General features: G+C 43.3%; 14 protein-coding genes. 10 read left to right on the top strand and 4 right to left on the bottom strand.

Annotation, left to right across the window (positions count from 1 at the left end; all coding sequences use genetic code 11):
• Window positions 1-151 precede the first annotated feature (151 nt).
• Both IGI96_RS06275 and IGI96_RS06270 read left to right on the top strand, forming a co-directional pair.
• Entirely contained in the window at window positions 152-985 is an 834-nt protein-coding gene (locus IGI96_RS06275) for a glycosyltransferase family 8 protein (RefSeq protein ID WP_086338757.1), read from the top strand.
• A gap of 141 nt (window positions 986-1,126) precedes the next feature.
• On the top strand, window positions 1,127-1,594 hold the full coding sequence (locus IGI96_RS06270; protein WP_010748985.1) for a TspO/MBR family protein: 468 nt from the start codon (window positions 1,127-1,129) through the stop codon (window positions 1,592-1,594).
• Window positions 1,595-1,641: 47 nt separating this feature from the next.
• On the opposite strand, the gene IGI96_RS06265 is transcribed toward IGI96_RS06270, so the two are convergent.
• Window positions 1,642-3,447 (bottom strand): M3 family oligoendopeptidase, encoded by a 1,806-nt coding sequence (locus IGI96_RS06265; protein WP_010748984.1) that lies wholly within the window; start codon window positions 3,445-3,447, stop codon window positions 1,642-1,644.
• A gap of 400 nt (window positions 3,448-3,847) precedes the next feature.
• On the opposite strand from IGI96_RS06265, the gene arcA reads away from it, so the two are divergent.
• The 8 genes from arcA (at window position 3,848) to IGI96_RS06225 (ending at window position 11,376) form a co-directional block, all read left to right on the top strand.
• Window positions 3,848-5,071 (top strand): arginine deiminase, encoded by a 1,224-nt coding sequence (gene arcA, locus IGI96_RS06260; RefSeq protein WP_010748983.1) that lies wholly within the window; start codon window positions 3,848-3,850, stop codon window positions 5,069-5,071.
• A gap of 19 nt (window positions 5,072-5,090) precedes the next feature.
• Window positions 5,091-6,110 (top strand): ornithine carbamoyltransferase, encoded by a 1,020-nt coding sequence (gene argF, locus IGI96_RS06255; RefSeq protein ID WP_086338756.1) that lies wholly within the window; start codon window positions 5,091-5,093, stop codon window positions 6,108-6,110.
• Window positions 6,111-6,127: 17 nt separating this feature from the next.
• Window positions 6,128-7,063, top strand: coding sequence for a carbamate kinase (arcC, locus tag IGI96_RS06250; protein ID WP_086338755.1), 936 nt, complete (start codon window positions 6,128-6,130; stop codon window positions 7,061-7,063).
• Between the two features lie 41 nt (window positions 7,064-7,104).
• Window positions 7,105-7,794 carry a Crp/Fnr family transcriptional regulator gene (locus tag IGI96_RS06245; protein WP_005230704.1) on the top strand — a complete coding sequence of 230 codons (690 nt, stop codon included), beginning with the start codon at window positions 7,105-7,107 and terminating at the stop codon, window positions 7,792-7,794.
• 63 nt (window positions 7,795-7,857) lie between these two features.
• The gene (locus tag IGI96_RS06240) at window positions 7,858-9,303 is read left to right on the top strand and encodes a YfcC family protein (protein ID WP_438784958.1); all 1,446 of its coding nucleotides are present in this window, start codon (window positions 7,858-7,860) and stop codon (window positions 9,301-9,303) included.
• Between the two features lie 77 nt (window positions 9,304-9,380).
• The gene (locus IGI96_RS06235) at window positions 9,381-9,887 is read left to right on the top strand and encodes an arginine repressor (protein WP_005230706.1); all 507 of its coding nucleotides are present in this window, start codon (window positions 9,381-9,383) and stop codon (window positions 9,885-9,887) included.
• 214 nt (window positions 9,888-10,101) lie between these two features.
• The gene (locus IGI96_RS06230; RefSeq protein ID WP_086338753.1) at window positions 10,102-10,617 is read left to right on the top strand and encodes a VanZ family protein; all 516 of its coding nucleotides are present in this window, start codon (window positions 10,102-10,104) and stop codon (window positions 10,615-10,617) included.
• Between the two features lie 63 nt (window positions 10,618-10,680).
• Window positions 10,681-11,376: a YoaK family protein gene (locus IGI96_RS06225; protein ID WP_086338752.1), complete on the top strand. Its 696-nt coding sequence runs from the start codon at window positions 10,681-10,683 to the stop codon at window positions 11,374-11,376.
• 33 nt (window positions 11,377-11,409) lie between these two features.
• Here the strand turns inward: IGI96_RS06225 and IGI96_RS06220 are convergent, their stop codons facing one another.
• From IGI96_RS06220 to IGI96_RS06210, 3 genes are all read right to left on the bottom strand, one after another.
• Window positions 11,410-11,739: an SdpI family protein gene (locus IGI96_RS06220; RefSeq protein WP_016608455.1), complete on the bottom strand. Its 330-nt coding sequence runs from the start codon at window positions 11,737-11,739 to the stop codon at window positions 11,410-11,412.
• A gap of 159 nt (window positions 11,740-11,898) precedes the next feature.
• Window positions 11,899-12,381 (bottom strand): VOC family protein, encoded by a 483-nt coding sequence (locus IGI96_RS06215; protein WP_086338751.1) that lies wholly within the window; start codon window positions 12,379-12,381, stop codon window positions 11,899-11,901.
• Window positions 12,382-12,420: 39 nt separating this feature from the next.
• The gene (locus IGI96_RS06210; protein WP_375838819.1) at window positions 12,421-13,299 is read right to left on the bottom strand and encodes an aldo/keto reductase; all 879 of its coding nucleotides are present in this window, start codon (window positions 13,297-13,299) and stop codon (window positions 12,421-12,423) included.
• Between the last annotated feature and the right edge of the window lie 43 nt (window positions 13,300-13,342).

Raw genomic sequence — 13,342 nt, 5'->3', positions numbered from 1 at the left:
TCTGCCAAGCAAGGGTTCGATTGGCAAGGGTGTTTCACTGAAAGAAAGACCAAAAATCGGGTATACTAGAAGAACAGAAGCTGCGTGCAACAGCAATCGATTTTTTTCCAAAAACCTGCACGCTGCCAGTAACAGAGGAGTGAACAAGAGCATGAATCTACTTTTTGCGATTGATGATCGATTCAGTGAACAATTAAAAACAACGTTATATTCAATCAAACGTCATACGACAGTAGCATCCTTTGATGTCTATGTCTTACAAGAAAAAGAATTGAGCCATGCTGCAGAGCTGGAGGCTTTTTGTCAAAAGCTGGCGATGACCTATCATCCCATCATTATTGGTTCTGGCTCGATTTTTAAAACCGCGCCAGTCAGTGATCGCTACCCTGAGTCGATCTACTATCGATTATTGGCACAAAATTACTTGCCGCAGCAGGTGGAAAAAATCTTGTATCTGGATGCGGATATTTTGTGCATCAATGATTTGCGCCCCTTGTATGAACTGACGTTAGGGGATTTTCTGTATGCCGCCGCCAGCCATTCTAAGCTGACAGAAGTAACAACAGTCATCAATAAAGTCCGTTTGCGCAATTATGAGTCGGAAGGCTACTATAATTCAGGCGTTTTGCTGATGAATGTGCACCAGCTGCGGCAAGAGGTCAAAGAAACAGAGATCGCTGCGTTCATTGAGAAAAATCATTTGAACCTCTTTTTGCCAGATCAAGACATTTTGAATGGGTTGTACGGCGATCGGGTGCTGGCGATCCCTGATCAGCTCTACAACTATGACGTACGAAAAAACCGTACCTATGAAACGATCAGTTTAGGGGAATGGAGTTTGGATTGGGTCATCGAGCATACCGTTTTGTTACATTTTTGCGGTAAAGAGAAGCCATGGAAAAAAGGCTACCGCAGCCGCTACGGGGCCCTATACAAGTATGTGGAAAATGAACGACGGAAGTTTGAAGAGGAACAATCAAAGTAGCTGTCATTGAATATAATCAAAATTACCTTGAAAGAAACGTCCACACGGGCGTTTCTTTTTTTAAGCGTTCTATTCTGCTTTTTTTCGATTCGATGGTACGATTAAATGAGAGCGTCATGAAAAAAAGAAGGAGTGGAGAACATGAAATTTTTGATTTGGCTGGTCTGTGTGATCGGCATCGAAGCAACAGGAATCATCTCGAGTTTGTTTGCAGGAGACATCGCTGGAACGTATGCGCAAATGGAAAAACCCTTTTTAGCCCCTCCTGGTGGGATCATTGGGATCGTTTGGACGATTTTGTATGCCTTTATGGGAACAGCATTGTATCTGTTGATCGTAGCCAAAGTCAATCCAGCGCTTAAAAAGAATGCCTATATCTTCTTTGCGATCCAGCAAGTACTAAACTTCTTGTGGAGTATCGTTTTCTTTGGCTGGAATGCTTACTGGGCAGGAACGGTCATTATTGTCTTGTTAGTCCTATCAGTGATTATTTGTATGATCCTCTTTGCTCGCATCGACAAAAAAGCAATGTACTTGTTTATTCCTTATTTGATTTGGTGTCTGTACGCAGGCTACTTAACGATTGGCTTAACTTTATTGAATGCCTGATAGAAAAACCCTCTTCCAAGCGTCGTGTTGGAAGAGGGTTTTTTCTTTTAGATATAGTCTTCAGTCAATTCCATAAAGCTGGCAACATCTTTTAGGACCATGTCGATCCCTGCTTGCCAGAAGTCTGGTTTTGTTAAATCAACACCAAGGTGCTTTTGTGCCAGTTCTTCCGTCGTCATTGAAGCAGTATCTTGCAATAAAGCAATGTATTCTTCTTCAAAGCTAGACCCTTTTTCATTGGCATACGCATAGATCCCCATGCTAAAGAGGTAACCAAAGGTGTAAGGGAAGTTGTAGAATGGCACATCATCAATAAAGAAGTGCAATTTGGCTGCCCAGAAATGTGGATGATAAGTCGCTAACCCATCCGCATAGCTTTCTTTTTGCGCCGCTGTCATCATTTCCGTGATTTGCTCCGCTGAAACTAAGCCGTTTTGACGGGCTTGGTAGAAGCTGTTTTCAAAAATAAAGCGTGCATGGATGTTCATGAACATCGCGATCGCATTTTGCATTTTGGCATCCAATAGATTGATTTTTTCTTCCTTCGTTGTCGCTTCTTTGAGGGTTGCATCAGCAACGATCAATTCAGCAAAGGTACTTGCTGTTTCGGCGACGTTCATGGCATAGTTGCGGTTTAATTCTGGTAGCTCCCAAAGAACGCTGCTGTGAAACGCGTGACCTAACTCATGGGCAAGCGTCGCTACTTCGTTGACTGAATTGCTGTAGGTCATGAAAATACGTGACTCTTTGGTTTCTGGCAAGCTGGTGCAATAGCCACCAGGACGTTTGCCAGGACGATCTTCTGCTTCGATCCAACTTTTTTCAAAAGCAACTTGGGCAAAGTCAGCCATTTTCGGACTGAACTTACGGAAGTTGGTCAAAATAAAGTCAGCTGCTTCATCAAAGGTGTAGGTTCTTTCTTCCATGTCCCCAAGGATGATCGGCGCATCTTGATCTTGCCATTCCATTTTTTCTTTGCCGAAAAGCTGGGCTTTGCGGGTCAAGAAATCAACGATCGGCTGTTTGTTCTTTTGGATCGTGCCCCACATAGCATCCAATGTCGCTTTTTGCAGACGATTGTATTCTAATGGTTCTTTCAAGTAATCAGTGACCCCGTGAAGCTTGAAGGTAGAAAGGCGGAAGCCGTCTAAATGGTTCAAGGTATCTGCAAAGAGGTCTTCTTTTTCTGCCCAAGTCTTTTCCCAAGTGTCAAATAAACGTGCACGAACTTCTGGATCTGGATCACCCATCATTTTATTGAAGGCTTGACCAGCGGACAAGTTGATCGTCGTGCCGTCTTCTTGAAGGAAAGGAATTTCGATCGAGGCAACGATCGTATCGTAATGTTGGCTCCAAGCATTTAAGCCATCTAAATTTAACGTGTTGATGATGGTTTCTTCTGCTTCAGATAACAATTCTTTGCCGTCGCGACGAATCTCGCTTAGACGAAAGGCGATTGGTGCTAAGTTTTCCGCGGTAAGTAACGCAGTCCAATCATCCTCAGAAATTTCTGTCAATTTTTTCGAGAAAACGGTTTGTGCTGCTTGCAATGCTGGCAGTTTTGCGTAGAGGTCGCCTGTCAGGATTTTGGCTTTGCTGTCGTTGACATTCGCTGAAAGCAAGGCATTGATAAAGCTGCCACATTGTGAAAATCCCTGATTGATTGTGCCAGAAAGTTCGATTAATTCCTCTAATTTTGTCGCATTGTCTGTAGCGTTTGGTGCCCAAGCGTCAACTTTTTCACGGTAAGTTTTGATTTCTTCTTCCAGCTGGCTCATGCGTTCTTTTAATTGAACAGAATCACTGCCTCCTGGAAAAATTGTTTCTAGATCCCAATTGATTGAATAGGTCATTCCTATCAAACCCCTTTCTTTTCCTACGATCTTATTAAGTATAGCATAGCCACATTTAGTCGCAACCATCGGATTTTTTTAATCGAAAAAGGAAAGCTGTTGGTTGAAAAAGTTCTTTTCTTTCGTAAACTTTGCCTGCATTGGTCGGGGACGTCAAAATCAAAGAAAAGAACAAAATCGATCAAATTTTAATTCTCATCAAATTCTTATTTAAAAATTGCTGAATAAATATTACATAAAAAAAAATAACAACGAGTAAAAAAACGCTCGCAAGAAGATATTCACTCTTTATTGCATAATGACAAATGCTTTGCATAATGAAGGCGAAATACGTCGCTTGGTAAGCGCATACATTCTTGTACTATGTAGGCGTAATCAAAACAAAGGAGGATGTAAAGAAATGTCAAATGCTATTCATGTTTTTTCAGAAATCGGCCGCTTGAAGCAAGTCATGCTCCATCGCCCTGGTCGAGAATTAGAAAACCTCGTGCCCGATCATTTAAATCGCTTGTTATTTGATGATATTCCCTTTTTGGAACAAGCAAGGGCTGAACATGATCAATTTGCCGATGTATTGCGTAATAATAATGTGGAGGTGTTGTATTTAGAAGATTTAGCAGCAGAAGCGTTAACTAGTCAAGAAATCAAAGAGCAGTTTATCAAGGAATATTTAGAAGAAACAACGTTACAAAGCCCAGAAATCATTGCTGAAATTACCGATTATTTCTTATCTTTTGAAGATAACCGTCAATTCATCGATAAAACGATGGCAGGTCTAGCGAAAAATGAATTGAAATTGCCCCATAGTCAAAGCCTAGCTGGTGCTGTGGATGACCAGTATCCGTTTTTGATCGATCCAATGCCGAATTTGTATTTCACTCGCGATCCGTTTGCGACGATCGGTAACGGGGTTTCCTTGAATCGCATGTATTCAGAAACAAGACGTCGTGAAACGTTGTATGGCAAATACATTTTTGCTCATCATCCAATGTTCCAACAACAGCCACCGCACTTGCTTTATGACCGTGATCAGCCAACACGAATTGAAGGTGGCGATGAATTGGTTCTGTCAAAACGAGTGTTAGCGATCGGGATCTCCCAACGAACAGATGCCACTTCCATTGAACAGTTGGCTCGTAATGTGTTCCAACATGAACCAAGTTTTGAGTACGTCTTAGCTTTTGATATTGGTCAAGAACGCAAATTCATGCATTTAGATACGGTATTTACAATGGTTGATTATGACAAATTTACGATCCATCCAGAAATTGAAGGAGAACTGACCGTTTATTCAATCTCACGTGACGGGGATGGCGTAACCATCAAAGAAGAAAAAGATACGTTAGAAAACATTTTGTGCCGCTACTTAGAATTAGATGCAGTGGAATTGATTCGCTGTGGGGGGAACGATTTGGTCGCTGCAGCTCGGGAACAATGGAATGACGGTTCCAATACCTTGACGATCGCACCTGGCGAAGTCGTGGTCTATGACCGCAACACGATCACCAATCAAAAATTAACTGAAGCCGGCATCAAATTGCATAAAATCTCCGGCAGTGAATTGGTTCGCGGCCGTGGCGGCCCTCGCTGCATGAGCATGCCATTTATTAGAGAAGATATTTAATCTAGAGGAGGAATTACTAATGAAACAAGTATTTAAAGGAAGAAGCTTCTTAGCAGAAAAAGATTTTACGAAAGCCGAGTTAGAATACCTGATTGATTTTTCAATCTATTTGAAACAGTTGAAAAAGCAAAATATTTCTCATCGCTATTTGGAAGGCAAGAACATCGCCCTCTTATTTGAAAAAACGTCGACTCGGACACGGGCGGCATTTACGACGGCTGCCATCGATCTTGGTGCCCATCCAGAATTTTTAGGTGCGAATGATATCCAGCTAGGCAAAAAAGAATCCGTTGAAGATACCGCCAGAGTTTTAGGCAGCATGTTTGATGGCATTGAGTTCCGCGGGTTCAGCCAACAAGTCGTTGAAGATTTAGCCAAATTCTCTGGCGTTCCTGTTTGGAATGGCTTGACCGATGAATGGCATCCAACCCAAATGATCGCTGACTTCATGACGATCAAAGAAAACTTCGGTACATTAGAAAACATTACGTTAGTCTATGTGGGCGATGGCCGAAACAATATGGCGAATAGTTTGTTAGTGACGGGGGCGATTTTAGGTGTCAATGTTCGCATCTGTGCACCAAAAGAACTTTTCCCAGCTGAAGAAGTGACAGACTATGCCAACAAATTTGCCAAAGAATCTGGCAGTCAGCTGATGGTAACAGACGATATTCAAAAAGGCGTCAAAGATGCCGATGTTCTGTATACCGATGTTTGGGTTTCAATGGGGGAAGAAGACCAGTTTGAAGAACGGGTGAAGCTGTTGAAAGATTACCAAATCAACCGCGAAATGGTAATGGCGACTGGAAAACAAGACGATGGCTTGATCGTGCTTCACTGCTTGCCAGCGTTCCATGATACGAATACGACGTATGGAAAAATGATCGAAGAAAAATTCGGCATTTCTGAAATGGAGATCACAGACGACATTTTCCGCAGTCAATGGGGCCGTCAATTTGAAGAGGCTGAAAACCGAATGCACTCGATCAAAGCAATCATGGCAGTAACCTTAGGCGATCTCTTTATTCCTAGCGTGTAAGAAGGAGCAGTGAGCAGATGAGTGAAAAGAAACCAACGATCGTTGTCGCCCTTGGCGGCAACGCTATCCTAGCAGATGATGCCAGTGCCAAAGGGCAAAAAGAACGGCTTAAACAGACCGTCGAGTATTTAATTCCCCTAATCCAAAAAGACGTTCATTTGATCATTACCCATGGGAATGGGCCTCAAGTGGGAAATTTGGTTTTGCAGCAACAAGCCAGTGATTCTAGCAAAAACCCAGCGATGCCTTTAGATACCTGCGTGGCAATGACGCAAGGCAGTATTGGCTATTGGTTACAAAATGAGCTGAGAATCCAGTTGAAAGAAGCCCAAATGGCTAAGCCGGTGGTGACAGTGGTGACGGAAATTACAGTCGATGCACAAGATCCAGCATTTGCCCATCCGACCAAACCGATCGGTCCTTTCTTAACGGAAACAGCTGCCAAAGAAGCCATGGCGGCAACAGATGCCATCTATCGTGAAGATGCTGGTCGTGGTTGGCGGAAAGTCGTTGCCAGTCCAGCACCACAAGCGATTCAAGAAGTTGCCAGCATCAAGGCGCTGATTGAACAAAACACGATCGTTATTTGCGCAGGCGGTGGGGGCATTCCCGTGTTAGATAATGGGCTGGGGGTTGAAGCCGTGATCGATAAAGATTTTGCTTCTGAAAAATTGGCTCGTTTAATCGATGCGGATCAGCTGATCATTTTGACGGGCGTGGAAAAAATCGCTTTGAACTTTGGCAAGGAAAATGAGCAGTGGTTGGATCATGTGACCGCCGCTGAATTGGAAACCTATGTCGATGAAGGGCATTTTTCACCGGGAAGCATGTTACCGAAAGTACAAGCAGCTTTGAATTTTGTCAAAATGGGCACAGAAAAACGGGCAGTGATTACTTCCTTAGATAAGCTGGCAGAAATTGAAGACGCTGGTACACAGATCACCTGGAAATAAGCGAAGTAGCAAAGCAAGTCCAAAACATTGGAGTGAGAGAAATGATCGACTACCAAATAAAAGATCCATCAACAAGAGCGAATAGCTTTCAATGGCTGGAAGAAGAAAATCAACAGCGATTGAAGGAGCATATTTACTGCCGTACGTACAAAAAAGGCCAAGTGCTTTTTTATGAAGGCGACGTAAGAGATCGGATATTCCATGTGATCGAAGGTCTCGTACGGATCGAAAAAACCGACGGAACTGATTCCTATTGTTATGTAGATTTTGTTGGGCCTGATCAGTTATTTCCTTTGATTGGCTTGTTTGAAAGAGACAACTATGATGTATCGGCATTCGCTGCAACAGACATTGTCGTGCAGTTTGCAGCGATGTCGCTGTTTGAACCGCTGGTTGTTTCATCTACAAGTCAGTTGCTGTGGCTGAATCAGCAAATGAGCCAGCAGTTGGAGAAGCAAAGACGCCGAGTGGAGTACTGTGTCACCTCTAGCGCGCAGACAAGAGTCGTCAATACGATCGGTCTCTTGATGATTGAGCACGGACAGTCACAAGGAGAGCAGATTCGCATTCCTTTTCCAGTTTTTATCAATGATATTGCTAAATACAGTGGAACGACCCGAGAGACGGTCAGTCAAACCATCAAGGCGCTCGTGCATAAAAGAAAGATTTATTATCGTTACAAAGAACTCATTATTTATGACAAAGATTATTTTTCCCATGTTGCGAATTGACCACAGACAGACTAGCTGTTGGCAATTTGCACCTAAGACTGATTCAATAGAGGAGGAACGAAGATGAAAAAAAAGCAAAAAGAAAAAAAGTCGCTGACATCTTTCAGTATCTTATTTCTGATCATTATTGCGTTGACGGTCGCTTCTTGGCTACTAGCCGGTCAGCCCTTTGCACCTTCATTACCAGCAGGCCAAGAAGAGATGGTCAGCCAAGTCGTCGGTGCCAAGTTTTCTGATTTCTTTATGGCGCCTTTTAACGGATTTCGTGATGCGATCGAGATCTGTGTGTTTATTCTTTGTTTGGGTGGCTTTTTGAATATTGTCACACGAACAGGCGCTTTAGAAGCTGGTATTCAGCATTTGGTCAAAAAACTCAAAGGCAACGAGTTGATTTTGATCCCGATTTTGATGGTGTTGTTTTCAATTGGTGGCTCAACTTATGGAATGGCGGAAGAAACGATTCCGTTCTATTCCTTATTAGCAATCACAATGGTGGCATCGGGCTTTGATACGATCGTCGCAGCAGGAACCGTCATGTTGGGTGCTGGTGTGATCGGCTCCACCGTTAACCCCTTTGCTACGGGAGTGGCAATGGATGCCTTACGAAGCATCGATATTGCTCCGAATAATGGCACGATCCTAGTAGTTGGCGCATTGCTTTGGTTAGTCACGACCGCGTATTGTATCTTTGTGGTGATGTCTTATGCCAAAAAAGTCAAAGCCGACAAAGGCTCCACAATCTTATCGCTGCAAGAGCAAAAAGAAATGGAAGAGCATTTTGTCAAAGACACGAACGAAGCCTTGGCGTTTACGCAAAAGCATCGCCTGATTTTGACGATTTTTGGCTTATCCTTTGTGATCATGGTGGTTTCCTTGATTCCTTGGGGCGACTTTGATATCCATGTGTTTGACGGTTGGACCGCCTTTTTGACCGGGAATAGCTTCGGTGAATGGTATTTTGGTGATTTGGCTATGTGGTTCTTCTACATCAGTATCATCATTGCATTGATTCAAGGATTCTCAGAAAAAGAAATCGTGACCAACTTTATCGATGGGGTCAAAGACATTTTATCCGTTGTCTTGATCATCGTTGTGGCACGGGGGGCTTCCTACATTATGCAAACAACGTACTTGGATCTGTTTATTTTGGATCGGGCTTCCCATCTTTTAGAAGGGTTATCACCTGTCCTGTTCGTAATTGGCGCTTATATTTTGTATCTGCTCTTATCGTTCTTGATTCCATCAACTTCAGGACTGGCATATGTATCGATCCCTATCATGGGTGCTTTGGCGCAAAGCATCGGACTCAATCCGAACGTCATGGTCATGATCTTTACTGCTGGTTGTGGATTAGTGAATTTGATCACACCAACTTCTGGCGTCGTGATGGGCGGATTGGAGCTGGCGCGGGTCAACTATTCTACTTGGACTCGCTTTATGCGCAAACCGTTACTGGTTATCGGAATTTCCAATCTTGCCATTTTAATCTTCTCGATGTTGTTCTTGTAAGCTGCGTTTCAAGAAGTGAACAAGATGAATCAACTATTTCAATAAGCGAGGCGACGTGAGAGGAGCGGATCAAGTAAATGAAAAAAAAAGAGCGACAAGCAATTATCAAAAAACTCTTTGTCCTACATCGGATTGAGTCTCAAGAAGAATTGATGAATTTATTAAAAAAAGAAAATGTTTCAGCTACCCAAGCCACGATTTCTAGGGACATGCGGGAAATGAACATCGCTAAAACCTATGCCAAAAATGGCCGACCGTATTATTCGATCTTTGAATCCAAAGAGCAGGATCTAGAAGACAGAATTGCGTTTTCGATGTATGAGTACCTAAAAAAGATTACGCAGATTGACTTTTTAGTTGTCGTTCATACGGCTGAAAATGGCGCCGATGTAATCGCCAATTATCTTGATGAAATGGAGCTGCCAGAAATTGTCGGCACGATTGCAGGGTTTGATATTTTATTGATCATCACGCCGTCACAAGAAGCGGCAGCAGAGGTCGTCGAGCGGTTGAATCATTATGTAGAAGGCTACGAGATGGGTTCGTCATTATTTACTGGAGAAAAAAACGCAAAACAGCCCTGAGAATCGTTGAAGGAGCTGAACGCCACAAGCCCAAAGATCTCACAACCAAACGGGTGACGGCTTTTCATACCGATGGCTATTTTTAAAAAGAAAGAGTGCTTCTAATCTTCATGGAAGCACTCTTTTTGTGTGTGCAATGTCTCCACGGTTTGCGGGAAAAACAGTTGCATCACCAAATGAAAATGGTAAGATAGGAAAATGAGGAGTGAAAACTATGAAAAAATTACTGAAAGAACCGAACTTTTACTTTTGTATCGCAATTGCGGTAATGGTCATCCTCTTTATCAGCTCTTCACAAACCTATGAGCAGCAATCACAAATCGGGTTGCTTTCACGAATCTTAAAAAATGAACCATTGAAAGATTGGCTGGAGACGATCTCTTTTTCCTATGCTGGGTCGGAGATCAGTATTGCGGAAAAAGGCTATTTCTCATTTGTGGAATTTTTCATTCGCAAAGGTGCGCATTTCTTCACTTATTTTGTCTTAGGGGGCAGTTTGTTCTTAACGCTTAGTTTGCGAAAACAGCCTTTTTGGCTAGCCGCTTTTTTTGCTTGGTTGGCAGCCACCGGCTACGCTGGGATCGATGAATACCATCAAATGCTGACGGGAGGACGGACGCCGCTTTTTCAAGATGTCATGCTAGATTCAGCTGGAGCACTGACCGCCGTTCTTTTGGGGTGGTTGATTTGTCAGCTATCGAAAAAGTCACCTAAACGCCGCAAAAGATAACGAGTTGTCGGCGTTTTTAAGCGTTAAGCTGTCAGAAAGTATAAAAAACAAGAGGCGAAACCAATGGAAAAAAGTTTGAGCAGTGCCAAAAGAAAATCGGAGTTTGTCGTGCATGAAAGTTTACCAGTGGGGATTCTTCTTGCTATGGCGGGCGGTTTTTTAGATGCGTATACCTACTTGTTTCACGGGGAAGTGTTTGCAAGTATGCAGTCGGGGAATGTCATTTTGTTAGGGATCAATCTTTCAACGGGGCAGTTTGAACAAGCCTTTCGGTATCTGCCACCAATCTTCATGTTTTTAGTGGGGATCGTAGTGACGAATTATCTGCAGCATCATTTTCCGACAGGGGGCTGGATCGTTTGGCAAAATGCCGCATTGATCTTTGAAGCAATCGGTATTTTGGTTCTGGGCTTTTTTGCTCGATCATTACCCAATGTCATGATCGATTCGGGGTTATCTTTTTTTGCAGCGATTCAATATGCCGCCTATCGTCGATTGGCAGGGATGCCCTATGCCACCACGATGACCACCGGCAACTTACGTTCACTGGCTGATTATTTGTATATGCGCTGGTTTAAGAAGGACCGATCAGTGACACCCAAGATCATTTCTATTTCCTTGATCATCGGCGGCTTCTTTTTTGGTGCAGTCTTAAGCAGCTTGCTAGGGATTATCTTATTCCACCGCACTATCTGGGTGGTTTCAGGGATTTTAGCCTTGGTGTTGGGGATCACGATCCATCATCAAAATAAACAATAGAAAAAAGACATTCGCTGGAATGTCTTTTTTGTCTTACTTTTTGGTGCTTGTGCGTGAATCTTTGAGATACAGTGCCGTTTCTACGAGTAGCGCTGCTAGAAGATAGCTGCCAAAAACGGCTACTTGGTAAAAAGCCTCTGCGATCAGCTCGTTGCGCTGCAATAAAACGACCCCGCCTAGAAAGAGCATCGCTAACAAGGAGAACCACTGCTGGGCAAAACGCCAATTGCTGACACTGGCTGTACTGCGCTTGGTGCGAAAGCCGAATACATAATTGGGTTCTTCTCGGTAAAAGCACCAGAAGACGATGAAAAAAATACCCGTAAAAATCAACAACAAAAGTCCAATATCGATCGAGATCACTACCTTTCACGTGCGATTTGTTGGATAAGTAAGTGAAGCCACTAAAGAGGAGTACATACTTATTGTATCCGCTATGAACGCTTCTATGAAGGGGAACAATCGAAAAATACGTGCTTCTAGCCAAAAAACGGATGGCGATTTGCAGCGCCATCCGGTTTTTTATCCCCGTTGAAAAGGGCCTTTTGGTGCAATCAATTCAAGATTGGTACCGTCTGGATCTGTAAAGTAGGCAACACCTGTCCCGAAACCGCTTTTTAAACCATCTTGTTCTTCAAAAACGATGGGGGTGCCGTCAGGCTCAACGCCAATGGCTTTTAGACGAGCAACGGCTTCATCGATCGCTTCGACTTCAAAACAAAGATGCATGGCGCTGATTTGTTCATTGGAATAACTGGCTTTGTTGGATTTTGGTTCGACGTATTCTAAAAGATCGATGTTGAGATTGTCTAAATGAAGATTGGCATATTTGATCAGTGTATCTGCTAATCCTTGCGTTTGCGCCATGCGTTTGCCGCCGATCGTATCTTGATTGGCGATTTTCTTTCCCGTTAATGCTTCATAAAATTGGATGGAACGTTCGAGATTGCTGACGGTGATTCCCACGTGGTTAACCATTGAAAAGCCTGTGTTTGTGTTTGTCATTATACTTCCTCCTAAGGTTTTGTTTAGTATATCGTTTGGTTAATGAAAATCGAATGTGTCTGGATCTGGACCCACTCGTAAGTCTTCATTTAATGCGTTCAAGCGGGCCATGTCAGCTTCTGATAAATGGAAATCAAAAATCGCTGCATTGGCGATCATTCGCTCGGGGTGTGTCGATTTGACATTGACTAAGATCCCTTGTTGGATAGCCCAGCGTAAAAGCACTTGTGCCGCTGATTTTTGCTGTGCATCGGCGATCGCCAAGACGGTGTCATCTTTCAGCAGTTTGCCTTGCATCAAAGGTGACCAGGCTTGGATCGCAATCCCCTTTTCGGCACAAAAAGCCCGCAGATCTTGCTGCGTCAGTTTGGGATGCAGCTCGATCTGATTGATAACAGGAACGACCTTAGCAATGGACAATAATTGCTCCAGATGATGGATCTGGAAGTTGCTGACTCCGATCGCTTTGATTTTTCCTGCCGCATAGAGGTCTTCCAAGGCACGCCAGGACTCTTGAAATGCTTGATTTCCTGGCCAATGGATCAAGTACAAGTCGAGATACTCAAGGTTTAAGCGGGCCAAACTTTCATTGAAGGCGTGGATCGTTTCATCATAAGTTAAATGATCGTTCCAAAGTTTGGAAGTGACAAAGAGTTCTTCACGAGCCAACCCCGTTTCTTGTAAGCCTTGTTTGACTCCTTCCCCTGTTCCTGTTTCGTTGCCGTAAATCGCTGCTGTATCAATCAAGCGATAGCCATTGATAATCGCTTGCTTCACGACCTCTGCTGTGTCAGCTTCAGGGATTTGAAAGACACCTAACCCCAACCCGGGGATTTCACTGCCGTTGTTCAGGGTGACGGTATCTGATAATTTTTCGATCATAAAAACATCTCCTTTATTTTTTTCTGGTATCATCATATAATGAGGTGGTAATACTGTATAGTACGTACTTTTTTGTTTG

The sequence above is a fragment of the Enterococcus sp. DIV0421 genome (assembly GCF_051713745.1).
GTDB classification, from domain to species: Bacteria; Bacillota; Bacilli; order Lactobacillales; family Enterococcaceae; genus Enterococcus_D; species Enterococcus_D casseliflavus.
This window is presented reverse-complemented; position numbering and strand designations above follow the sequence as displayed.